This window comes from Pseudoalteromonas sp. SR44-2 (assembly GCF_014163745.1).
Lineage (GTDB): Bacteria > Pseudomonadota > Gammaproteobacteria > Enterobacterales > Alteromonadaceae > Pseudoalteromonas > Pseudoalteromonas distincta.
In genome coordinates this window covers 25,780-50,067 of the sequence record NZ_JACJDW010000001.1, presented here as the reverse complement: position 1 = coordinate 50,067, position 24,288 = coordinate 25,780, and the positions used below count along the sequence as shown (strand labels likewise).

The following is a 24,288-nucleotide window of genomic DNA, read 5'->3' as shown; positions in this document are numbered from 1 at the left end:
CTTAGTAAATCAAATTACCTATTGGATTTAGTAACTTGCTGAAGCCCTTATTAAAATGTAGCGCACTACTGACAACTGTAAAGCACAAACAACCATCTTTTGTTAAAGGAGTATGTTGGTGGCTACCATCTTGCCATATAAAGTCACCTGGTACATATTTTCCTTCTTCATCACTAAACTCGCCATCTAGGAGTAAAGTAACTTCAAAGCCAGTGTGCGTGTGTTCTGGTATTTCACCACCAGCATCAATATGTAACAAGCTAGAGCGTAATGGGCCATCATCAAGTGCAATACGCGATCTCGCAAGCTTACCCACTTGGGTAAATTTACTGTGAGAAATACGCGTTAGTGCACGTGGAAGCTGATAATTATGCTCATTAACTTTAATAGAAACAGGCTCTACTTCATAGACTTCGTCGATAGAATCATCAGACGTGATCATATCAAGCACATTCAATTCAAATTCTTCAAGTAACTCAGGTTGCTCAGCTTGAGGTTTCTCATACTGCGCTGGCTCTTCGCTAAATAATGCGTTTGCGTTGCTTGCCTCAATTTTAGCTACTTTAGCTTGGCACACAGGGCACATATCTACATGTATAGAAACGGCTAAACTCAATGATGTAGCAAGTGATGCATCGCAATACTGTGTCAGTAAAGTTTCACTCGGGTGATGTTTAATCATGCTGATCTCCCATTTCATTACGTAATTTTTGCAAGGCCAAACGTAATCGTGATTTTACCGTGCCTACTGGAATATTAAGTTGATGTGCAAGTTGCTCTTGCGACATGTCTTGAAAATAAACGCCTCTTACCACTTCGCGTTGAGCAATAGGTAATTTGTCTAAATAACGTTTAATTTGTTTATCTTCTAAATGATCACTGTATTCGTGATGTGTATCTTGTGATTCGTTTAATAACGGCCAAATATCTTCGCTTATGTTTTCTTCTTTATTACTTTTCATTTTACGAAGCATATCGAATGAAGCATTACGCATAACGGTATAAACCCACGTAGTAGCCGCACCTTTATCACTGTGATACAAATGTGCTTTACGCCAAACAGATGTTAACGTCTCTTGCACAAGCTCCATTGCTTGAGCTTCAACACCAAATTGCTTAATTCCAAAGCGTTTAATTTTTGGCGCAAAGTATTCAAATAAATAGGAAAATGCTTTTTTATCGCGTGACTGTGCAACATCTATAAGCGCTTGCATGAGTTCTTTACTCGGCGTTTCTGGCATGGCAGTGTACTTACCTGTATTAGGTTCACAACGTGGTGATTGTTGTTGACTTACCATAATAATTTATCCCGTTATTGCTTTTGTATTAAGTAATACGGGCAATAATTAATTTAGGATCATAAAATTTAGGCAAATTCGTTATTAATCACAGTATGGAGGAAATTAAGTAAGTTATCAAAGTTCGTTTCAAACGCAAGTTGCTGTTTTTTCTCAATAGAAATAGGTAGGAGCTCAAGCCAACGAGCTGCAATCCAAGGCAGTTTGTCAAAGTGAGTTTTTTTGTACAGTAAATTAAGTTCCGGATTACTTTTAAACACGTTTAAAAGCGCATCATGCAATAAGTCATGTTCGCCAACTGAGTTGTTAGAATCCTTATACCAATATGGCGTATTACAAGAAGACACCAAACCATGTCGCAGTTCGTCCTCGTCTTGATAAACATCATTTATTTGCACATTTTTAGATGCAAACACATCGATTAATAATACATCGTTGTCGTCTTGGTCAAAATCAATAATATCAACAAGGCAACCTTGCGCGCTTATATTAAATGGCGTGTCGTGCTCAAATGTACAAAGCACAAACCCTGTATTGTTTTTTAATGCGGTTTTAACCATATTTAAATAGCGAGGCTCAAATATGCGTAATCGCGTATAGCCTTCTGGTAACATAAAAATGGGTAATGGAAAAATCGCACGTTTCATAAAGTCTACTTCTTTCAAACACTCTGCCTTTATTTACGTGCGCTTTTGCTAAGTCGATCAGCTTTGTATGAATCGAATTAATTACCAGCTATATAATTGGCTAAAGATTAAACCAACCTCCCATAGCTTTAAACACTTGAACCGAGTAATAAGCGCTAATCATACTGACTACGGGTGCTAACATTAATGCAAATAATCCAAGTTCACTGCTCATCGTTTTAATCCTTTAAATAATTTATTTTGCGTTTTTAATACTAGTGTCAGTATTTTTAAGTGTTGTGCTATGTGTTAAAACGGGCTCATCTAATAACCCCTCTAAAACAGTTTTAGCATCAAAATAAAGCGTTTCCTTTAGTGATTTTTCAAGCTCGATTGTAGTTTGCTTTACGTAGCTTGCTACACTTTGAGTTAATATATCAGTTACATCTAGGTCCACTTCTGTTGCGTGTACTTGCGCAGAACCTAATACTAATAAACTTGCCATAGCGATTTTAATTGAATGTTTCATAATGGTATTCCTTGTTTGTGTATTGTTTAGACGTAGTTACATACTCAAGGGTTGTGCCAACATAAGAATAAATCGTAAGCAACTGTAATTAAACAGCTTTACATACAACACTTTAATTTAAAAAATTCATACCTTGTTAATTTAACCATTTAATTTAATTTTTTGACTACTTTTTAGTTAATAAATAAAAGGGTTTAAATGTATTAATACCGTCACACTAAATACATTTAGCGTTTATAAAAACGTCATATCTACCCGCTAAAGTGCACACCACTATAAATAATTCAAAAAGTGCAGTATGACCCTTTCATCACGTCGAAATTTCTTAAAAACCTCAGCAGCAAGCATATTTACCGTCGCAGTATCGAGTGCCATTACAGGTTGTGCTCAAACATTAACAAACAAACCACTATCGGCTATTGAATTTAAACACGGTGTAGCCAGTGGCGATCCGCTCAGTAATGCTTTAATAATTTGGACACGTGCAACTACTTCTCAATCAAATTTTGAAGTTACTGTCGCTTGGGAACTGGCAAGTGACTCTCAATTTAAAAACATCATCCGCAGCGGGCGCGAACAAACAGATAAAAGCAGAGACTTTACAATAAAAATAGATGTGCAAGAACTTGCTCCAAACACAGAGTACTTTTATCGATTTGTGGGTTTAAATACACAAAGCCCAATTGGCCGGGCTAAAACACTACCAATAAACAATGTTGAACAAATAAAAATGGCTGTTGTGTCGTGCTCAAACTACCCTGCTGGGTACTTTAATGCCTACACCGATGCCGCTAAACAAAAAGATTTAGATGTAGTACTGCATTTGGGTGATTACATTTACGAATACCCAATGGGCGGATACGCTACCGAAAATGCTGAAAACATTGGCCGCCAATTAGCAGCCGATAACAGCGGTGAAATTATTACCCTTGGCGACTATCGTAAGCGCTATGCTATTTACAGAACAGACCAAGGCTTACAAGCACTTCACGCTGCAGCGCCATTTATCGCAATATGGGATGACCACGAAGTTACCAACGATACCTATAAAAGCGGTGCTGAAAATCATACCCCTGATGAAGGTGACTTTTTTAAGCGCCGTGCAGCAGCTATTCAAGCCTATTACGAATGGCTGCCAATTAGACCGCCTATGGGTGAACAAAGCCCGCAAATATACCGCACCTTCGATTTTGGTAATTTAATAAGCTTGCACATGCTAGATACGCGCGTAATAGCACGCGATAAACAACTCGCTTACAGCGACTATAAAAACCTAGAGACCAAACAAATGGATGTTGCGCGCTTTGCCAGTGATTTAAATAATCCAAAAAGGCAGTTACTAGGTAACACACAACTAAACTGGCTCACCAGTGCAATAACTAAATCAAATGCAAAGTGGCAAATATTAGGCCAGCAAGTATTGATGACTAAAATGTGGCTACCTACTGAAATATTCTCGCAATCCGATCGCACTAAAATACCGCAGGTGTTAAAAGAGCTTGTTGCCATTAAAAAAGCCGTGTTAGCTAATAAAGCGGTAACACCTGAGCAACTCGCACGCGTAAATACTTTAATGCCTTATAATTTAGATGCGTGGGATGGTTACCCAAGCGAGCGCGAAGCATTATACAAAAGCGTTACCGCATTAAATAAAAAGTTAGTCGTGGTTGCAGGTGATACGCACAATGCGTGGCATGGCACATTAAAAAATGCAAAAGGTGAAAGCGTAGGAGTAGAATTTGCAACGCCTGGTGTTACATCCCCCGGTATGGAGCATTATTTAGCGCTTAATACAGCACAAGCAAAGCAAATGGCTGACTCGCTTTCATTGTTAATAAACGACTTAAACTATTGTGACTTATCACACCGTGGATATATGTTACTGACTATTACTAAAGAGCAAATCACAACCGATTGGCGCTATATAGATAACATAAACTCCCCTAGCTACAACATCACTGATCAACACCAAAGTGTTTATAAAGGCTAATACTTTTAAAAAGAAGGTAAATGTATTATTTACCTTCTTCGCATATTTTATTTAACGCGCTTAACTACAGCTATAGATAAGCGTCCACGAAGCATCACTTCCGGGAATGCTGTTTGTATACCAGTTTGCGCTGTATGCATTACCTTGATATTGCATTTTATCGTCGGTGTTATTGTGAGTAAACGGACCGGCCGAATAATCTTTTTTCACCCAATTAGGATATGTATTAATACCATTACAATCTGTTGAACTTACAACACTGCATCCGTTTGTATCAACACTTGTACCAGCGGGTGTATCTGGGCACTGATCAATATCATCATTCACTCCATCGTTATCCACATCGCTTTGAGGATCAACTACTTCAACAACGCAACCTACATTATTAACAGTTTCACCTACAGGTGTATTAGGGCATTGATCAACACTATCGCTAATACCATCGGCATCGCTGTCAGTTAACTCACAACCAATACTATCAACCGTTGTACCTGCGGGAGTGTTATCGCACTGATCAAGGCTGTCACTTATACCATCGCCATCAGAGTCTAAAGCAACCGTACTACCACCCCAACCTTTAATGATCTCTTTAACTTTAGTGCCTGACGCGGTTAGTGAATTCCAACTACCGCCTGGAGTAAATAACGATGCACCTTCGTTTTTATCGTTTAAAGCCCAGTTAGCGTGGCTAATATTGTTTGTTTTAAAAAATGCCATCCATGCATCGGTTTCATTAATATTAACACCACCATTGCCATCAGCATTAACTGTTCCCCACTCTGTGGCGAATAGTGCAATGCCGTTATCGAGTGCTGTTTGTGCTTTATTTCGATACGATTGACCATGCGTGCCAGCATAAAAATGCAGAGTGTAAGCAATATTGGCGCGATCTATCGGGTTTTGTGATGCCACATCAACATCTTGCGACCACGTAGGTGTACCAACCACAATTAAGTTATCAGGATCGATTGCTCTAATTTTATCAATAACTGTTTCGGCGTATGGCTTAATATCGTTAGCCCATGAAATTTGTAACGGCTCGTTATAAATTTCATAAATAACATTGTCGTACTGCCCATACTTGGTAGCTACGTCTTCAAAAAAGCGAACTGCAGTTGCCTGATCGGTATGTGCTTCATGGCTATGAAAATCAATAATAACGTACATATCTTCGCTAATAGCTGCGCTTACAACAGTATCAAGACGGCTCATATTGCCCTCCCAATCAAAGTTCAAACTACCACCAGTACTCGTACCATGGCCAATAGCTGCACGAATTAATGTTGCATTAAATTCAGTTTTTGCCTTTGCTACTGTTTGAGTTGTGTAAAACTCTTCACCACCCCACCCTGTATTGCTCCAAAACAAACTTATACCGGCAAAACTTGTACTCTCTCCACCTGCAAGAATTTGATTCCCACTCACCGTTAACTTCTCAACAGCGGCATTGGCCATAGTTGAGCATCCTAATAATAAAGCTAACGATAAGCTCGCCACTTTAAAATCCTTTCTTTTGTGGTTATTTGAACTGTTATTCATGGTATTTCCTTAAATTGAAATTATCAGTCGTCATCGTTTGATGTAATAAATTGACACCAAACCAATACTTAATAGTCAAATAAAGTTAATTTGGCGAGCAGAAAGTACCATTTATTTATTAACATTAAATGAATAAAAAGGTACAAAGACAAGGGTTTTAATTAACTAAATATCAACAAGTGAGCGATTTAACGAGGTTTGAGGATTTTACTGGGTATATACAGGAATTTACACGATGTTTACATGGTGCGGGCAAAAATCTCGGTTACAAAAAATATGTATAAAAATGAAAAAGCGGTAATAATAATTATTACCGCCATCAATAATAGCTAAATGTCAGGGTAAAATATTAATAAGCCAACCAAACCGAGTTCTGATTAAGTCGCTTATTTTTTAGTAGGCAGCGCTTTTCTGCCCAAACGGTATGCATCCATAATGCTCAGCACCCAAATTATAATCATTAAAGGTACATACTTATATTCAGCGAGTTGAGCGCAGGCGTTAGATGGTTGTTGCGCGGCTTTTAAAATGGCCGTAACCGACATGGGGATTTTTCCGTTTACAATTTCATTTGCAGTACACTGTGCAATCGCAAATATATCTTGAAAGGTTAAAATTAAAAGAACAGAGAATACACCCGCAAAAATAGCGCCTATAAGGTGTTTTTTTAAAGAAAAATGCCCCGCTCCAGGATAAACAATGGCGGTAAGTAAAGCAGCTTTTAGATCTTGTTTCATGGTTATTTCAGCTCGTAATATGTATTACACTAGACACCAACATAGTGAATTAATTCTCTTTAAAATCAAGTAAAAGCTAATGTAGCGTATCAAATAAAGTTATTTAGAATTACTCACAGCTAAGATTGAAACTTTCAGCGTACAGTTGTACACTGAAATTAATTCCAATAGTGGTAGGAACAGTTATGTCGTTAGAAGCGCCTTATTCACGTAAAGAAGAGAAATTAAATGTAATCAGCCATGCACTCGGTATTATATTTGCCGCATTTGTTATGTGGGATTTATTTAGCCAAGCCACCAGCACTAACGCGTATGTTAGTACTGCAATTTATGGCAGCAGCCTATTTGTGCTGTTTTTGTCGTCCACTTTGTACCACGCCAGTATTCAACCGCGCTTAAGAGCCTTTTATAAAAAGTGCGATCACTGCGCCATATACTTATTAATTGCCGGCACCTACACTCCCTTTTTATTGATCTCATTAACCGGTGCTTGGTCATGGGCAACACTTACATTTATTTGGGCGGTGGCACTGGCGGGCGTTGCGTACAAAGTATTTGTAAAAAACGGCAATAAAAAAATATCACTCGCCACCTACTTACTCATGGGCTGGTTTGCACTGGCTATTGTTTATCCGCTTTATTCAAGTGTTGATGTAAAAGCACTTTACTGGCTACTTGCCGGCGGCATTTTTTATAGTTTAGGTACATTATTTTACAGCGCTAAAAGCACCCAATTTAGCCACGCAATTTGGCACTTATTTGTTATTGCTGGGTGTGTTTGTCATTATATTTCAATTAGCAATTACGTTTATTGAGCTGGTATAGCCAATTAAAATGGTCTAGTTTGATCCGTGAATTCACCACTCATAGTAACTAAGTGTTAGGATTTACATATTGTAATTTTTAAAAATCATGGATGATCAATGTATAATTTAAATCTAGTACCTCTTTTCTTTGTTTTAGCTTTAGTTCCATTTCAACTTTTAGCTGAACAACCGCTGCCCACTGAATTTAATAATAACCGCATCTTTCTTACTCCAGAACTGAAAGATGGTCAAAAGCTAAAGTTCTTTACAGATACAGGTGGCGGTTGGAATGCTATATCGAAAGAACTTCATCAACAATATAAATGGCCTACAATTAAAAAAGTAGATGAAGGTAATGTGCATACACTGTCAAGCATGCCGGACTTTCAAGCTGGCTCAGAAGTTCCTATTGGTGGTTTGCAAAACTTTATGGAAGGCTATTTATTTATAGTCCCTAAGGATGAACTATCAATTGAGGAAGACTTTGATGGTTTTTTAGGTGGCCGATGGCACGCAGAAAAAATTATTAAAATTGACTATTTAAATAAATCTATGTCCATCCTGCAATCTTTAGATGAAATAAACTTATACAAATTCAAGAAGATAAAACTAGGTTTTCAAAAAGACTCGCAACAAAAATACACCACCGCATTTCCTAGAATCGAAATAAAAGTTCAAGGGATAGAATACCAAATGCTTTTAGATACTGGTGCAACATCAATATTAACCGATGCAGCGGCAAAGCATATACAAGGTACATCAAAGGTAGTAGGTACTTCTTTTATTTCAGCCAGTATTTTTGAAAATTGGAAAACTCAAAATCCAAGTTGGGCTGTTATTGAAAAGGCGGAGTCTAATACTGGAGAATCAATGATAAAGGTCCCTAAAGTTATGATTGCCGAGCAAGTTACAGGGCCGGTTTGGTTTACACGGAGGGCAGATAATAACTTCCACAAATTCATGTCATCAATGATGGATAAAAAAATAGATGGAGCTTTAGGTGGTTCGGCTCTTCAATATTTTGAATTGGTAATTGATTATATAGACGAGTCTGCATATTTAAAGAGTGAATTCTGAACAATTAACTTCTTAGCTGGCACGTACCCATTATTTTGGCTTCGAATGCTTGAACTCACACCGAACAACGGATATTCAGAATCTATTGGGATTAGCTAAGCGATACTAAGAGGAAGTTTTCCCCTTTTTTACATAGTAAAATAACCTTTCCTAAGCATAATATTTATTAATGGCAATAACTTACACTATTTGCTATTAATAGAAACTCATAAAATAAGGATGTTTTCGCGCTTAAATAGGGAAAGTGTCCTCTGATAAAGCTGTTAGCACGTATGGAGTCATCTATGTCGAAAATTGATCCGTTCAGCCCTCAAACTCTTAAAGCGGTATGTCGAGTTATAGCGGATACTGAGCTTGGACTTACAAGTTCAGAAATTGGTTATCTAATTCAAGATTGTAAATTAAACGATGTATCTCCAACCATGACTAAATGGAAGAGGTTATTTAACACTCTCGTAGAAGCGCAAAATAATTATCAAGTTGGTAATCACTTGATAATGTTTATTAACCGCGCAATGGACCCTGTAAGCTATGCAAGAAACAAAGATACTTTTGAGTGGCGTCGCTCAGAATTAAATGTGGTTTTGTCGTTCTCAGGTTATAGCGTAAGAGAAGATGGAAAAACAATACGAGCACAAGCAGAAACTACTCTTAAAGGTGCAAGGGCAAGAGCTGGTGCACTGAGAAGTACGCTAGAAGATCGAGGCGCTCATATTGAAATATTCAACTATTGCAAAGCTGAGTTATTAGAAGAAAATTATTTTCATGCAGTACTTGAAGGCATCAAGGGAGTTGCACAACGTATCAGAGATATGGCAAGTTTACCTACTGATGGTGCCGCTCTTGTTAATACTGCATTTTCAGTTAACAAACCAATATTAGCAATTAATTCACTTTCTACTGAAACAGAGATCAGTGAGCAGAAAGGCTTTAGCAATATTTTAGTCGGGCTATTTGGTGCAGTACGAAATCCAGTTGCTCATTCGCCGAAAACAACATGGCCAATGACTGAGCAGGATGCTCTGGATATTTTTGCACTTATGTCATTTGTGCACAGGAAATTAGACAACACTAATAAAATCCCTGTGATCTCATAAAACGTGCTAACAAGCGCATTAAATCTGACATCACGATTTTCCTAAAATAGAATGTCGCAGCGTATGCCTAAAAAGGAGTAGAACAGTGCTAAAGAAAATAGTATCCCTGTTTCAGAGCAAGCCAAAGGAAAATACACAGAATCCAAAGCTAGAAGTTGAAGGCGTAGAAGCTTACTTCAACAAAGAACTTAATGCCTGTGAGCTAATATCAAAAGATAAATATTCTATAGTAATGCAACACCTGCTACATGAAAGTAAGCTTAAAGTCGAAGATATATCTCGAATATTTGGAGCTCCTAGAGAGCAGGCTCAAAAAATCAATGCTGCTATTAATGTAATCTACTGTAAGGCAACGATAACCAGAGCGTGGGATGACAATCTATACAAATGCATTAATGCAGAGGTTAAAAAGTTTTCTTTGTCTAGTGCGATAACAAACGAAGATTGCGAATGGTGTAAATCAATACTTGGTAAAGAGTTGGAGTTAGATAGTACTACTAAGGCTATGTTCGAGAAAAATTGTCAATGCAAACCATACAGAAAATCATTTATACAGCCCAAAATAGAATTCTAAAGGGAATAACAAGTCTCCACTTCGTTTTTGTGCGATAAATATTCACACAAAAACAAGGCTTTGGTATTGGTCGCGTGTTTGTGGTGATAGCAGTTTCATGAGGATTAATGTTGAAAACTATTCAAGAAAAATTGAAAGAACCTTTAAATGAAAGCACTAGATTATCTCGAAAATATCTCATGCTTAGCTCTTTCGTAGGGGTTCTAGTAGGAAACGTCGGTTTAATCCCTGATAAAATTACAGCATTCGGTATTAGCTTTACTTCTTCAAACCAAGCAGCACTGATAACCTTATTATGTGCTGTGGTAATTTACTTCCTAGTAAACTTTTTAACTTTTATTTATTCAGAAAGAATAACTTATAAATTTAGTGAAATTTCTGAAATTATAGAATCTGAAAAAAAGAGGTCAGAGGAAGGCCTTTTAAGTCATATTTTTATGCAAGATATTGAAGTTAAAGTAGATCGTGCAGTACTTAAAGTAAAATCAGTAATTAGAATTCGGATGTTAATTGAAGTATTTATTCCAGTGGTTTTTTCAATGTATGCTTTATTTTCTTTAATGTTAAAACTGGCAACTGTTTAAGAAAGGTTCTCACGAGGTGAGATTTTAATTTAGTGTTTACGACATAATGGTATTATTTCACTGTGACGTTACTCACTAATTAACTAGCCGTTAGCAATGCCTGCTCATGGCACTCTCCAGCCACTCGACAACATAAAATATTGATAATAATTGGCAAGGTATTTTACTGTGTCGGATGTCGTGGCTTCGCCACTTATCCGACCTACGTCAAAAGGTAGGTTGGTTAAGCCGAAGGCGCCACCCAACAGAGTATCGATTCACGCCTAGAGGTCAGCTATGGCACTTACCTGCCCATAATAGTCATATCACTCCCACCTGCACTCGCGCATATTTACTTTGTCGCTTTTAAACAGTACGCCTTCTGATAATAACTTTTCGCGTTGTTCTTGATATTTTTCGCTACCTTCAGGGAATGATATTTTACCTTGGCTATTCACTACCCTGTGCCAAGGTATAACCGAGTCGTTTGGCATCATTTTTAATAAGCGCCCGACCAACCGTGAGTTTTGCGGGTAGCCCGCAAGTGCTGCAACTTGCCCGTAACTTGCTACTTTTCCTACTGGTATGCCTGCAATAACAGTATAAATAAGTGTTTCTTTATCAATATCAGCGTTCATTTAAATACGCCTCACTAAGTACTTTAAATTGCTCCCAAATAGTGCGCGCTACAGGGCCGTGGTGCACTGCATGTTGTCTAAAGGCTCTAATTTGTGCGCTAAATTTATGCTCTCGGTCAGTTATGTGTATTTCTTGAAGTAAGCCTGCTTTTATTTCAGGAGCGCAGTGCTCTAGGCTCATCATTGCCCAACCTGCACCTGAGAGTAAAAACGATTTTAAGGTCGATACATCATCAATTTTCATCATGGCGGAGCCTTTTGAATACGATAGTCTGTCGCTGTCGATACTCAAGTCACTTTCAAACATGGCTAAACACGGATACGTTTGTAGTTCGCTATAGGTTAGCTTTTGAGGAAGTACGCCTTTAGCGCTCACAATGCCAATATCTAGCCTGCCTATAGGTACGCTTTCTAAATCGCCTGTCGCATGAAATAAATCAAACCACGGGCCAATGCCTAATTCGGCTTGCCCACTATTTACTTGCTCTAACGAAATAAAGCGCTTCCCGCTTGTTAAGCTAAATTCGGTGCTGGTAAACAATCTAAAAGTATTACTTATGATCTCGTTGTAACTCTGTGTATGGCAAAGTTGTTCGTAACAAATTCTAAATTGGGGTTCATTACCGAGTGCCAATTCTTTAGCAAGCTGCGCTAGCTCGCCGTTGGCATGCAGAAGTTGCTGCGCCTCGCGGTGAAAAATACGCCCTTTTTCAGTAAGCTGTAATCGGTACTTACTTCTGTCAAGTAACTCAAACCCTATTTTTTCTTCTAGATTTTTAATAGCAAGTGTAAGCGCTGGCTGCGTTTTATGTAGCTTTAGTGCTGCCCCGCTTAAGCTTGCGCTTTGCACTATGGCATCTAAAATTATTAATTGATTCAGCTTCATATAGCACTCTGCAACATTATAAGCAAAACTTATTAAGTTTCTAAAATTTAATGATTTTTATTTTATATGTTTGCAGCGTATGCTGCACTTAATTATTTTGCCATCATTGCAACGGAGAAGACATGAAACTCTTTCGTCTATGTTTTTTAACTACGACTTTATTAAGCTTAATAGCCTGTTCTGAGCCAGAACAACAAGTTAAAGAAGAGCCCATTCGCCCTGTTAAATTATTCAACATAGGTCATGATTCTCAAACTAACATTCGCAGCTTTCCTGCTGAGGTTGTTGCAAACCAAGGCTCTTACCTTGCTTTTAGGGTAAACGGCGAACTTATTAAGTTTCCTGTGCTTGCTGGTGAACACGTTGAAAAAGGTGAATTATTAGCAAAACTGGACCCAGAAGATTTTCAGTTACAGTTTGACGAGCGCAAAGCGCGCTTTGAATTGGCAAAGTCACAACTTGGCCGTATTGAGCAATTGTTTGAGAAAAAAATCACCAGCCAATCAGAATTAGATCAAGCCACTGCTAATATGCAAATTGCTGAATCTGCATTTAAAATTGCACAAACAAACCTTGAGTACAGCGAGCTACGCGCGCCATTTTCAGGCACAGTTGCAAAAGTATTTGTTAAAAACTTTGAAAACATTCAAGCCAAACAAAATATATTACGCTTAGAAACACGCGATTTAATGGATGTAGAAATCCAGGTTCCTGAAAAAATAGTCGCTCGTTTTCAAAAAGGCACCGATTACCACCCTACAGTAAAATTCGATGGCTTTGACGATAAAGAATACACACTTGATATTAAAGAGTGGGATACCCAAGCAGACCCTGCAACACTTACCTATAAAGTTGTGTTTTCTCTACCAGTACCTGAGGACTTTAATTTACTAGCGGGTATGACGGGCAGTGTATTTATTGATTTAAGTAAAGTAACTCGCTCGCAGGTGTCTTACACAATACTGCCAATTGAATCAGTGTTTTCTGAACCTCAAGAATCTATTAAAGATAATGCCTACGTGTGGCTTTTTGATTCAGAAACTAGCCAAGTACATAAACAAGCAGTAAAAATTGGCCAGCTACACCGCGATGGTATTGAGGTGTTAAGTGGTATTAAAGAAGGCCAAATTGTTGTTTCTGCCGGTGTGCATTCACTAAAAGAAGGCATGAAAGTAAGAGCATGGAATAAAGAGCGAGGCTTATAATTATGAGCTTTGCACAACTCTCCATTGAGAAAAAAGTAATCAGTTGGATGTTTACGCTGCTGCTATTAATTGGCGGTACCGTGTCGTATTTTGATTTAGGGCAATTAGAAGACCCTGAGTTTACGCTTAAAAAAGCCATGGTTATTACCATGTACCCTGGCGCATCGCCGCAACAAGTAGAAGAAGAAGTAACTTTTCCTCTGGAAAATGCAATTCAGCAATTACCTTATGTTGATTACGTTACGTCTATTTCATCTAACGGTAAATCACAAATTTCGGTAGAGATGAAAAGCACCTACCGAAAAGAGCAACTTCGCCAAATTTGGGATGAAATGCGTCGAAAAATTAACGACCTTTCTCCGTCATTACCTAGTGGTGTTTACCCAAGTACTATTTTGGACGACTTTGCCGATGTTTACGGTGTTATGTATTCGGTAACCGGTGATGGCTACTCATATGACGAACTTAAAGACTACGTCGACTTTTTAAAGCGCGAGCTAGTCTTGGTTAAAGGTGTAAGTAAAGTAACAGTTGCAGGTGAGCAACAACCGCAAGTAATGGTTGAAGTATCAACACGAAAATTGGCTCAACTAGGTATTGCACCAAGTCATATATTTCAGTTACTGCAATCGCAAAATACGGTTTCTAATGCGGGTAAAATTCGCGTGGGCGATGAATCAATTCGCTTGCACCCTACTGGCGAATTTAAAGATGTAAAAGAGCTCGAAACGCTATTAATTTCAAAACCTGGTGCAAGTGAGCTTATTTATTTAGGCGACGTAGCAAAGGTTTACAGAGAGTACGCAGAAGTACCTAACAATGTTATTCGTTATAACTCTCAGCAAGCTTTGCTTATTGGCGTGTCGTTTATGTCGGGAGTTAACGTGGTAGATGTGGGTAAACACATTGACGATCACTTAGCTTCACTTGAGTATCAACGCCCTCATGGCATTGACATTAATTCGGTATACAACCAACCACAAGAGGTTCAAAAATCGGTTGATGGTTTTATTATCAGCTTACTTGAAGCTATTGCGATTGTTATTGTAGTACTGCTGTTATTTATGGGTTTAAAAAGCGGTATTTTAATTGGTGGTATTTTACTGCTTACTGTACTGGGTACGTTTATATTTATGAAGTTGTTTGCCATCGACTTGCAACGCATATCGCTTGGAGCACTTATTATTGCCCTAGGGATGCTGGTTGATAACGCAATAGTAGTAACCGAAGGGATACTAATAAACCTTAAACGTGGGCAAACAAAACTCAAAGCAGCGGTTAATATTGTTGAGCAAACAAAATGGCCCTTACTAGGTGCAACAGTCATTGCAGTGACTGCATTTGCTCCAATTGGTTTAAGCTCTGATGCCAGTGGTGAATTTGCCGGTAGCTTGTTTTGGGTGTTGTTTATTTCGCTTTTATTAAGCTGGATAACAGCCATTACGCTAACGCCATTTTTTGCCAATTTAATGTTCAAAGAAAACGAGTTTAAAAACGAAGAAGGCCAAGAAGATGAAGACCCATATAAAGGCTTTATTTTTAATGGTTACAAAGCGGTTTTAGATTTAGCGCTGCACTTTAGAAAAACCACGCTTATATTAATGGTTGTTTTACTGTGTACTGCGGTTGTTGGTTTTGGCTCTGTTAAACAGTCGTTTTTTCCTGCCTCTAATACACCTATGTTTTATGTAGATTACTGGCAAGAGCAAGGCTCTGATATTCGCTCAACCCTAGAGGGCGTTAAAAAACTTGAAGAGTTTTTGCAAAAAGAAGACCTTGTTGAAGAAGTAACAAGTACAACAGGCCAAGGCGCGCCACGCTTTATGCTTACCTACGCGCCAGAAAAGTCATATCCCGCGTACGGGCAATTAATTATTCGTGTGGCCAACAGAGAAGCCGTAGCGACTGTAATGCAAACTGTACGTGATTACTCAAATAATCATGCACTCTCTGCACAGCTTAAAATTAAGCCAATGGAAATTGGCCCCTCTACTGATGCAAAAATAGAAGCGCGTTTTTCAGGCCCTGATCCTGTTATTTTAAGACAATTGGCTGCTAAAGCTGAAGAGCTTATTGGTAATGATGATGGCGCATACAATATTCGTGATGACTGGCGTGCACGTACTAAAATGATTCGCCCACAGTTTAACGAGCAAAAGGCACGCCGCTTAGGTATTAGTAAATCTGACTTAGACAATGTATTACTAACAAGCTTATCGGGTAAACAAGTGGGCGTATATCGCGATGGTACACAATTGCTGCCTATTATTGCCCGCTCTCCTGCTAACGAGCGCTTAAACGTGGAAAGCGTACACGACCTTCAAATATACAGCCCTGTATTGGGTGTATTTGTACCAGTAACCCAAGTGGTAGACGAGTTTATTGTACAGTGGGAAGATAGCCTAATAATGCGCCGCGATCGCAAACGTACAATTACGATTATGGCCGATCACGATGTATTAGGGGATGAAACCCCAGCTAAACTATTTGCGCGTATTCGCGGACCAATAGAAAACATGGAATTACCGCGCGGTTACGAACTGGAATGGGGCGGCGAGTTTGAATCTTCAAGCAAAGCTCAAAAAGCAATATTTGGCTCATTACCGCTGGGTTACTTAGCGATGTTTGCAGTAACCGTATTACTTTTTAACTCGCTTAAGCAACCACTTGTGATTTGGGCAACGGTTCCGTTAGCTATTATCGGTGTAAGCGCGGGCTTGTTAGCTATGAATGCTCCGTTTAGTTTTATGGGACTACTTGGTTTATTAAGCTTAAGCGGTATGCTTATTAAAAACGGTATTGTATTAGTTGATCAAATAAATCTCGAATTAAGGGAAGGTAAATCTCCCTATGAGGCCGTATTTGACTCTGGTGTAAGCCGTGTACGCCCAGTTGCTATGGCGGCTATAACTACTATTTTAGGTATGATCCCGCTGTTATTTGACGTGTTCTTCCAGTCAATGGCGGTAACAATTATGTTTGGTTTAGGCTTTGCTACAATTTTGACTCTAATTGTAGTGCCAGTACTTTACACGGTTATATTTAGAATTGATTACGAACCGCGTAAGTAGTTAAACATATAATCGGTTAACATTAAAAATGCCACTGGCTCATGGTCAGTGGCATTTTTATTTAATACCGATGAAAAAAGAAAGGCTACATATTTAGTTGTTAAGAAACTAACCGCAACACTTCTTATATTTTTTGCCGCTACCACATACACAAGGTGCGTTACGCTCTGGTAATTTATCAAATACTTGTGGTGTTGACTTGCTAAGTGCAAAGTCTAATTCGCGAATATCTTCTGGTACTTCAGCTTTAACTTCAATTGAAGCAAACAGCGAATGCTCTTCTAGTATTGCTTCTATTTCTGATTGTCGTTCAACTGAGTTTACAATTAACGTGAGCGGGTGTGACTCTGTGCCTGGCTTGGCAGTACGTTTTGGCGCAAATCCATTACTGTTATTTTTACCCATTATGTCGGGCTTACCCTTCACATAACTAAGTGTACTTGCTAATGCACAATATTAATTAGGCTTTAATGTAGATACGTCTAATATAGCGACATAAAGAGGCCATTTAATGAACTTAGATGGCATACGCAACACAGTTAAGCGCCTGCGCTCTAAAAACTCATTATCGGCGATTGCAATTTATTTAGGTATACTCTTATTTTATATTGGCTTAAGCATTTAAAAAGTAGAACCTCAAGTGACAGCAAAGCAACTTTTTCGAATCATAATGACTTCTAGCATACTATTCCCACCCATACTTTTTATTGCTTGGGACGAGAACCTAGACCCGCCATTTATTGCCAATACCGCTTATGATTTTTTAACACATAAGCTGTTCCCTGTTTTATCAGTGGTACTTGGCATTGCGGCAGGTATGTACGGATATAAAAAGTACAATGCATGTATAACATTTAAATCAAATTTTAAAGATTATCTAGAACACGATGGACGGCTTCGTGGTTGGCTTGGTATTTTGTTTATACCAGTTTTAGTTTACTTATGGCTGTGGGCTGCTTTTTGTATTTCAATAAAATTGTGGGCTTATTATTATAGCGATAATAGCTGGCAGCAAGAGTATCAGCTAGTTGCAGTAGAGGCATGCCCGACTGATTACGAATACAGCTGCGCTAATCTGGTTGTGTTAGATTTAAATACTTACAAAAAGCGCTCTTTTAGATGGTATTTAGATAAGAGTAAGTTGCAGCGCTTACAAAATGAAAATATAAACATAGTGGGTGTTAAAAGCCCACTCGGGGCTATAGTTCATCAAATACAGTGGTAGTTGAGCTTTAAATACACTACTTTTTTAAACTTAACGTGCCAGATGAACGAGCTTTACGATTGGCTGGCTTGTTGTTATTTGAGTTTTTACTATCCTCTTGCGTATTTTTACTAGCTCCACCTTTACCTACATAGGTAGTAGAGCGTTTTTGATAGGCTGAATTACTTCTTTGAGTGCGGGTGCCTCGTTCATTATTAAATGCACGTGGGTTTTCTCCCTGAAAATCACGCTTTTTAGGCTCGCCTTTATTGTTATTACTAATGCTATTTTGCTTGTTGTTATCAACCGAATGCTCTTGCGTTTTACCCGAATCGGCTATTGAATCGTTAATTTGCGCCATTTCTACATCAGTTAAATGTCGCCACTGCCCTACTTTTAAGCCCTTAAGCGTCACGTTCATAATGCGTGTACGTTTTAATGTCACAACTTCATAACCTAAGTATTCGCACATACGGCGAATTTGACGGTTTAAACCTTGTGTAAGTACTATTTTAAATTCTTTAGGGGCAGTTTGGGTAACTTTACACTTTTTAGTAACAGTATCTAAAATTGGGATGCCGTTTGCCATTTTGGTCACAAATTGGCGGTTTAGCGGTTTATCAACCGTGACTACATATTCTTTTTCGTGGTTATTACCTGCGCGCAAAATTTTATTAACGATGTCGCCTTCGTTGGTTAAAAAGATTAACCCTTCTGAGGGTCTATCTAAACGGCCAATAGGAAATATACGAGTTGGGTAGTTAACTGCTTTAACTATGTTACTTTGAATTTTACTCTCGGTAGTACACGTAATACCAACTGGCTTATTATAAGCAATATATACACGCTTTGGTTTTGCACGAAGAGGATTACCATCAATTAAGACGGTATCAGTATCTGCTACTTTTACGCCCATTTCAGGCGAGTAGCCATTAACGCTGACACGACCCTGCTCAATATATTTATCGGCTTCGCGGCGTGAACAAAATCCTGTTTCACTAATAAATTTATTTAAACGTTTTAATTCGGTCATGGCACTTATAGCGTAGTAATTTTTAAGGCGAGTAGTGTAAACCACCCACACTATTTTTTCGCCCCTAATTTAGAATTTATAGGTGTTTAAGCATTAATTTTTGCTTTCGTTAATTTACGCCATACAAATTCAAGCGGGCCTTGGTTAAAATAACGGCTGTATATAAAGGTAAATATGAGCTGCAGTGCAACTAATGCCGTTGCAACTAACCAGTAGTCAATACGATCAAAATTGAGCACCCAGTGCGTAAATAGCACTTTATATAACAACAGTTGTATGAGTGTTTGGCTAATATATAAAGTAAATGCTAAGCGCCCCGCTTGTTGAATAAGCGTGCCAACATGTGCACTGTTATTGCAAAATTTAACAATTAATTGAATATACAGCGTAGCCATACCTAGCGCCGCAAACATATTTACAAATTCTTGCACCCCATATCCTAAGCTGCCATTAAGCTGTGATGCATAAAGCCTGATTCCACAAAAAACAAGGGTCATTGCACCGCAAACTATTAATTGCTGAGTCGTTAAGCCTTTACTAAAAACGTCTTGTTTATATAAATAAATGCCAATGAGCATAAGGCCCACGCACATCCACATTGTCATTATTGGCACCATAACAAGCATTAACGTGTTCATAGCAAGGTTACTAATAAAGTAATCAATATAGTGTGGGTTATATAATTCAATAAACTGTGCTGTATCGCGGTAAATCACTTCATCGGGTACGCTAGATATAACAAGTAAGGTAACTACACCCGACAACAAGGTAAATGCAAGCCCTCTTTTTAAAAGTACATTGCTATCACTTTCTAAATATTTAATAACAAACCAGCCAGATACACCGTAAACAAATAAAATATCACCGGCCCAAAGTAAAAAACCATGCGCTAAACCAAAGAGGATTAACCAATAGAGCCTGCTTTTTATCTGCACTTCAGACTTGTAACGTTGCCACTGAATATAAAGCCCAGCACCAAAAAGCAAACTAAACAGCGTTCTAAAACGCCCGTCTACAAACACACTGCTAAGGGTGTGAATAATTGAGTCGCTAACAGGAGGATTAGTTAAGTAGGAATACCCATATTCAAAAATGCCGAAGGCGTAACCATTCATGTAAACTAGACCAAGCACGGCAACGCCGCGAATAAAGTCCATATTATAATTGCGCATTAAAGCTATTATCCGTTAAATATTATTCTTATAACTGTCAGCCCAATCGACTGACTGCTGGTAAAGTGGAGGTAGTATAGCACTGTCTATATTTAGCAAAAGTACAGCTTGTTCAAGTTCCCACCAGCTTCCTGTTTCATATGCTTTAACAACGTTCAAAATATAATAAAGTGTGTTTTTGTCCCCTAATAATGCCGTTTTTATTTCATCAGGGAAAGGTAGCTTTTCAACAAGCAAGCTCATTTGTTGATCAAGGATTGCATCCAGTAACGAGAATAACCCTGTTAAAAATGCTTCGCCTGACTGACTCTTATTAACCTTTTTTGCCACAAGCTCACAAAAGCGAGCACGTACAACACATACTTGCATTAGCTCTGCTGGCTTTTTACCCGCTGTATGAGCAGTAACAATAAGGCTCACAAACTTTTTCAGGCGTTCGTGTCCTAAATACACAAGCGCTTGCTTTAATGACGATATTTGGCTTTGTATAGGAAACACACCGCTGTTTATTAATCTTAGTAACTTATATGCGAGTGCAGCATCTAGCTCAAACAGGCTTGCGATGGTTTTAATGTCAGGGCTTTGCTTCATTATTTCAGCGTAAATAGCGACGACTAAACCATAATTATAATCAATGTCGTTTTGCTTGATCATGGTAGGCTTTGCAAAAAAATAGCCTTGAAAATAATCAAACCCCATATCAAAGGCAAGCTCATAGTCTTCTTGTGTTTCTATTTTTTCGGCTAGTAATTTTATTTGTTTATGCGCTTGTAACTTAGTAACTATGGGCTGTATTTCGCTAAGAGGTGTAATCGCAATATCAAATTTAATGAGCTTCACAAGCTTTAAAAAACGATCCCATTGTGGTTTATATACAAAATCATCGAGCGCGAGTTTGTAGTTACTATGAAATAAACCTCGGCATAGCTCATAGTTATCGTCGGTAGGTTCTATGGTTTCGAGCAACTCAATCACAACGTCTTGGCATGGTAAAAAAGCACATAAATCGAGTTTTAGTGATTCTGGTCCTATATTAATAAGCGCTTTTTTGCCTGATGTAATATGGCGTGTACCTAAATTTAATTGATTTTCCACAATAAGCCTTGCTGTTGCTTGGCCTTCTGCAATATCTGGAAAATAATTTTTTGGACTATCACGAAAAAGTAGCTCATAGGCTACTACTTTTTTACTTCGATTGAATATTGCTTGCCTTGCAACAAATACAGACACATTACCTACTTCTTAGCTTTTATATAATACTAAGTAATTAAACCCTAAGCAGGTAGATTTGTCACTAAACTTTAAAGTACAGAAACGATTTACCGGTATAAGGTTGTTATATAATCAGTTGCCACTTGTGGCCACGAAAAACGCATTTGCTCTGCGCTGTGCTTAATTTTATGCCATCTTTTAGGATTTTGCTTTTTAATTAAGAGAGTTTCGTCTAAACAGCTAATTAAATTACGCGTTTGCGTTGCCAACGTGTCTCCATTAAAGCTAAAACCATTTTCGTGGTGTTTAACAGTATCTTTTAATCCGCCAACACTGTGTACTAAACACGGTTGCCCCGCTCGCATTGCTAGCATTTGGCTAATACCACACGGTTCAAACGAGCTTGGCATTAAAAATAAGTCACCTAATTGATACATTAAATCGCCAACACCTTGCCCATACCCCTTTAAAAATAAAAGATTGGAATTACGCGCCATTGCTTTGGTAAATATGCTTTCGAGCTCTTTGTCACCCGAGCCGAGAATAATAAGTCTGCCATTATGTTCATTAATTAATTGGCACACTTTATCAATAGCTAAAACCCCATTAACCTGCTGGCACAATAACAACACTTTTTGTTCGGTAAGTCGGCCAACGCTTGTAACTAATGGACCATTATTAACCGTTGCTTTAAATTGCTGTAATCGTTGGTGGGCAATATAGTAGCCACTTTGTAACTGCTCGTAATTGGCCATCCAACCAAACAAAGTACTCTCTGCTTGGCTATAAAAATCAGCGAGAGTTGCTCCTTCAAGTGCATTGCTTGGATATTCGCAGCCATTTAAAATACCAACAAGCTTGCCTTGGCTTGCTGCATTTTGCAGATCTTGCTCAAGCCCTTCGCCACCAAAAAAACCATGTTCGTAATTGCTAGGTTCAAGAACCTCTTGGCTGTAAGTTGGCGATACAACATGTATTTTATCGCATAGATTTATTGCACTGCGCATAGGATTAAAACAATGAGGGTAACGCGGGTCACATAATTGCTGGCCATTATAACTAAGTGATGGAAACCACGCCTCTAAGCTTGAATCATCATGTTTGAAAGGTCTTATCCCTTGCAGTGCAATATTATGCACTGTGAAGGCAATAGGTAAGGTATTAAGTGAGCTATAACGTGGCTCAAACTTAAGTAAAACTGCAACGCAGGCACTGTGCCAATCATGTAAATGCAGCGCTGTAGGGGGCTTTAATACACCTTGTAATAACGCTTCGCAGACGGCTGCGTTAAATAGAGCAAATTTAGTCGCATCAGTTGCAAAAGGCCTCCCCGGTGCATCATTACAATATACACTGCCTGATTCACTAAATAACGGGTGGCTAATAACAATTTGGCTTACATTATTTTCGGCTTGTTGTACTTTAAAAATGGTTAATACATGGGGTTGAGCATTAAATGCAACGGTTACTTCACCTATATAAATACGCTCAAGCGGCTCAAACCCGTAATCAGGAATAACAACATCAACCGTTATACCTTGCTTTGCAAGAGCCTTAGGTGCATCGCGTACTACATCTGCCACACCGCCTACTTTTGCGCCTGGTAACGCGTCATTTTCTGCTGCAACCATTAATACATGCATTAATTTATTATTTCCTTTAAACCTGTGTGAGCTTGCTCACAAATGAGCAAGCTATGTTGTCGTGCTTATCTAACTTGTTGTTACGCTAACTTTTTATTTTCTCGCGCTTGGCGTTCTAACTTTTTTGCAAGCTCAGTGAGCATATCACGTGTAACAAGAACGATACCTTTTTTTGATACCCTAAAGCCGTTTTCTTCATCTGTTTTTTTGTCAAAACCGATTTCAAGACCCGCCGGTATTTCACAGCTTCTATCTATTATTGCGCGTTTAATTTTACAACCTCGGTTTATAACTGCACCGGGTAAAATAACCGACTGCTCAATGGTACAAAATGAGCGAACGTGAACGTTAGAAAACAACAGGGATTTTCTAACCGCAGAGCCCGAAATAATACACCCACCCGAGACTGTTGAGTCTAAAGCCATACCACGTCTATCTTCGTCATCGAAAATAAATTTAGCAGGTGGTAGTTGCTCTTGATAAGTCCATATTGGCCACGTTGGATCGTATAAATCAAGTTGTGGTTCTGGCATTACCAGTTCCATATTAGCTTCCCAGAACGAGTCAAGCGTACCTACATCGCGCCAATAAGGTTGCCCTTCTTGGTTTGGATCTCTAAATGGGAAGGCAAACACATTATGCTCTTCTATAATCGCTGGAATAATATCGTGACCAAAATCGCGTCCAGAGCCTTCATTTTCAGAATCTTTTTTAAGTTGCTCAAACAAAAATTCAGTATTAAAAATGTAGTTCCCCATTGATGCTAAGCATGTACCTGGCTTGCCGGGTACTGAGCTAGGCATTGCTGGTTTTTCATCAAAACGGCACACTCTATTTTGCTCATCAACGGTCATTACACCAAACGTGTCTGCGGCTTCCTCTACTGGCACTTCAATACAACACACGGTCATATCTGCGCCTTTTTGCACATGTTCAGCCAATAAAGCACCATAGTCCATACGGTACACATGATCTCCAGACAAAATCATCACATATTTAGGAAGCTCGTGACGAATAATATCTATGTTTTGAAAAACAGCATCTGCGGTTCCACAATACCAATCATCACCTTGGCGCTGAGATGCAGGTAGTATTTCAACCGACTCTCCTAGCTCTTTTTTAAAGTGCCCCCATGCGCGGTTAACATGACGTATTAATGAATGTGATTTATATTGTGTAGCAATACCAACACGTCTCACACCCGAGTTAATGCAGTTTGATAGTGGAAAATCGATAATTCGATGCTTACCACCAAAGTAAACTGCTGGCTTTGCTCGCCAATCGGTTAACTCATGCAGGCGAGAACCGCGACCGCCTGCCAGTATTAACGCGTAAGTTTCTCGGGTTAAGCTACTTATGTAGCGATTTGCATAATTAGGCATAATACT

General features: G+C 38.6%; 23 protein-coding genes. 9 read left to right on the top strand and 14 right to left on the bottom strand.

The window, feature by feature from the left end; all coding sequences use genetic code 11:
* Window position 1: 1 nt before the first annotated feature.
* The 4 genes from H5115_RS00215 to H5115_RS00200 all read right to left on the bottom strand — a co-directional run bounded on the left by H5115_RS00215 (window position 2) and on the right by H5115_RS00200 (window position 2,453).
* Window positions 2-682: a ChrR family anti-sigma-E factor gene (locus H5115_RS00215; protein ID WP_002962459.1), complete on the bottom strand. Its 681-nt coding sequence runs from the start codon at window positions 680-682 to the stop codon at window positions 2-4.
* On the bottom strand, window positions 675-1,298 hold the full coding sequence (locus H5115_RS00210) for a sigma-70 family RNA polymerase sigma factor (RefSeq protein ID WP_002962457.1): 624 nt from the start codon (window positions 1,296-1,298) through the stop codon (window positions 675-677). Before H5115_RS00210 ends, H5115_RS00215 begins: the two co-directional genes overlap by 8 nt.
* 68 nt (window positions 1,299-1,366) lie before the next feature.
* Window positions 1,367-1,945, bottom strand: coding sequence for an LON peptidase substrate-binding domain-containing protein (locus H5115_RS00205; protein ID WP_182752984.1), 579 nt, complete (start codon window positions 1,943-1,945; stop codon window positions 1,367-1,369).
* Between the two features lie 235 nt (window positions 1,946-2,180).
* Window positions 2,181-2,453 carry a hypothetical protein gene (locus H5115_RS00200; RefSeq protein WP_182752975.1) on the bottom strand — a complete coding sequence of 91 codons (273 nt, stop codon included), beginning with the start codon at window positions 2,451-2,453 and terminating at the stop codon, window positions 2,181-2,183.
* Window positions 2,454-2,751: 298 nt separating this feature from the next.
* Between H5115_RS00200 and H5115_RS00195 the strand changes: the two genes are divergently transcribed.
* Window positions 2,752-4,443, top strand: coding sequence for an alkaline phosphatase (locus H5115_RS00195; RefSeq protein ID WP_182752973.1), 1,692 nt, complete (start codon window positions 2,752-2,754; stop codon window positions 4,441-4,443).
* A 60-nt stretch (window positions 4,444-4,503) separates the two neighbouring features.
* Here the strand turns inward: H5115_RS00195 and H5115_RS00190 are convergent, their stop codons facing one another.
* Both H5115_RS00190 and H5115_RS00185 read right to left on the bottom strand, forming a co-directional pair.
* On the bottom strand, window positions 4,504-5,982 hold the full coding sequence (locus H5115_RS00190) for a cellulase family glycosylhydrolase (RefSeq protein WP_182752971.1): 1,479 nt from the start codon (window positions 5,980-5,982) through the stop codon (window positions 4,504-4,506).
* Between the two features lie 386 nt (window positions 5,983-6,368).
* Complete coding sequence (locus H5115_RS00185; protein ID WP_182752969.1) at window positions 6,369-6,719, bottom strand: hypothetical protein; 351 nt, start codon at window positions 6,717-6,719, stop codon at window positions 6,369-6,371.
* Between the two features lie 185 nt (window positions 6,720-6,904).
* Between H5115_RS00185 and H5115_RS00180 the strand changes: the two genes are divergently transcribed.
* The 5 genes from H5115_RS00180 (at window position 6,905) to H5115_RS00160 (ending at window position 10,857) form a co-directional block, all read left to right on the top strand.
* Window positions 6,905-7,534, top strand: a complete 630-nt coding sequence (locus tag H5115_RS00180; protein WP_182752967.1) for a hemolysin III family protein — start codon at window positions 6,905-6,907, stop codon at window positions 7,532-7,534.
* Between the two features lie 108 nt (window positions 7,535-7,642).
* Window positions 7,643-8,602 (top strand): hypothetical protein, encoded by a 960-nt coding sequence (locus H5115_RS00175; RefSeq protein ID WP_182752951.1) that lies wholly within the window; start codon window positions 7,643-7,645, stop codon window positions 8,600-8,602.
* A gap of 284 nt (window positions 8,603-8,886) precedes the next feature.
* On the top strand, window positions 8,887-9,699 hold the full coding sequence (locus tag H5115_RS00170; protein ID WP_182752949.1) for a TIGR02391 family protein: 813 nt from the start codon (window positions 8,887-8,889) through the stop codon (window positions 9,697-9,699).
* Between the two features lie 85 nt (window positions 9,700-9,784).
* On the top strand, window positions 9,785-10,273 hold the full coding sequence (locus tag H5115_RS00165) for a hypothetical protein (RefSeq protein ID WP_182752947.1): 489 nt from the start codon (window positions 9,785-9,787) through the stop codon (window positions 10,271-10,273).
* A gap of 107 nt (window positions 10,274-10,380) precedes the next feature.
* Window positions 10,381-10,857, top strand: a complete 477-nt coding sequence (locus H5115_RS00160) for a hypothetical protein (RefSeq protein ID WP_182752945.1) — start codon at window positions 10,381-10,383, stop codon at window positions 10,855-10,857.
* Window positions 10,858-11,162: 305 nt separating this feature from the next.
* Here H5115_RS00160 and H5115_RS00155 read toward each other — a convergent pair whose 3' ends face one another.
* Together H5115_RS00155 and H5115_RS00150 are read right to left on the bottom strand one after the other, a co-directional pair.
* On the bottom strand, window positions 11,163-11,474 hold the full coding sequence (locus H5115_RS00155; RefSeq protein WP_182752943.1) for an MGMT family protein: 312 nt from the start codon (window positions 11,472-11,474) through the stop codon (window positions 11,163-11,165).
* On the bottom strand, window positions 11,464-12,360 hold the full coding sequence (locus H5115_RS00150; protein ID WP_182752941.1) for a LysR family transcriptional regulator: 897 nt from the start codon (window positions 12,358-12,360) through the stop codon (window positions 11,464-11,466). Before H5115_RS00150 ends, H5115_RS00155 begins: the two co-directional genes overlap by 11 nt.
* 122 nt (window positions 12,361-12,482) lie before the next feature.
* On the opposite strand from H5115_RS00150, the gene H5115_RS00145 reads away from it, so the two are divergent.
* Window positions 12,483-13,565 (top strand): efflux RND transporter periplasmic adaptor subunit, encoded by a 1,083-nt coding sequence (locus tag H5115_RS00145; RefSeq protein WP_182752939.1) that lies wholly within the window; start codon window positions 12,483-12,485, stop codon window positions 13,563-13,565.
* 2 nt (window positions 13,566-13,567) lie between these two features.
* Window positions 13,568-16,636 carry an efflux RND transporter permease subunit gene (locus H5115_RS00140; protein ID WP_182752938.1) on the top strand — a complete coding sequence of 1,023 codons (3,069 nt, stop codon included), beginning with the start codon at window positions 13,568-13,570 and terminating at the stop codon, window positions 16,634-16,636.
* Between the two features lie 108 nt (window positions 16,637-16,744).
* Here the strand turns inward: H5115_RS00140 and H5115_RS00135 are convergent, their stop codons facing one another.
* Window positions 16,745-17,041: a PBPRA1643 family SWIM/SEC-C metal-binding motif protein gene (locus H5115_RS00135; protein WP_182752936.1), complete on the bottom strand. Its 297-nt coding sequence runs from the start codon at window positions 17,039-17,041 to the stop codon at window positions 16,745-16,747.
* A gap of 265 nt (window positions 17,042-17,306) precedes the next feature.
* On the opposite strand from H5115_RS00135, the gene H5115_RS00130 reads away from it, so the two are divergent.
* A complete protein-coding gene (locus H5115_RS00130; protein ID WP_220487146.1) occupies window positions 17,307-17,861 on the top strand; it encodes a hypothetical protein in 555 nt (184 codons plus the stop codon).
* A 16-nt stretch (window positions 17,862-17,877) separates the two neighbouring features.
* Here H5115_RS00130 and rluF read toward each other — a convergent pair whose 3' ends face one another.
* The 5 genes from rluF to glgC form a co-directional block, all read right to left on the bottom strand.
* On the bottom strand, window positions 17,878-18,873 hold the full coding sequence (gene rluF / locus H5115_RS00125; protein ID WP_182752932.1) for a 23S rRNA pseudouridine(2604) synthase RluF: 996 nt from the start codon (window positions 18,871-18,873) through the stop codon (window positions 17,878-17,880).
* A gap of 86 nt (window positions 18,874-18,959) precedes the next feature.
* A complete protein-coding gene (locus H5115_RS00120) occupies window positions 18,960-20,030 on the bottom strand; it encodes a DUF418 domain-containing protein (protein ID WP_182753214.1) in 1,071 nt (356 codons plus the stop codon).
* Window positions 20,031-20,060: 30 nt separating this feature from the next.
* On the bottom strand, window positions 20,061-21,275 hold the full coding sequence (locus H5115_RS00115) for an EAL and HDOD domain-containing protein (protein ID WP_182752930.1): 1,215 nt from the start codon (window positions 21,273-21,275) through the stop codon (window positions 20,061-20,063).
* 89 nt (window positions 21,276-21,364) lie between these two features.
* Window positions 21,365-22,900, bottom strand: a complete 1,536-nt coding sequence (locus tag H5115_RS00110) for a glycogen synthase (protein ID WP_182752928.1) — start codon at window positions 22,898-22,900, stop codon at window positions 21,365-21,367.
* Between the two features lie 80 nt (window positions 22,901-22,980).
* Entirely contained in the window at window positions 22,981-24,282 is a 1,302-nt protein-coding gene (gene glgC / locus H5115_RS00105) for a glucose-1-phosphate adenylyltransferase (protein ID WP_182193809.1), read from the bottom strand.
* Between the last annotated feature and the right edge of the window lie 6 nt (window positions 24,283-24,288).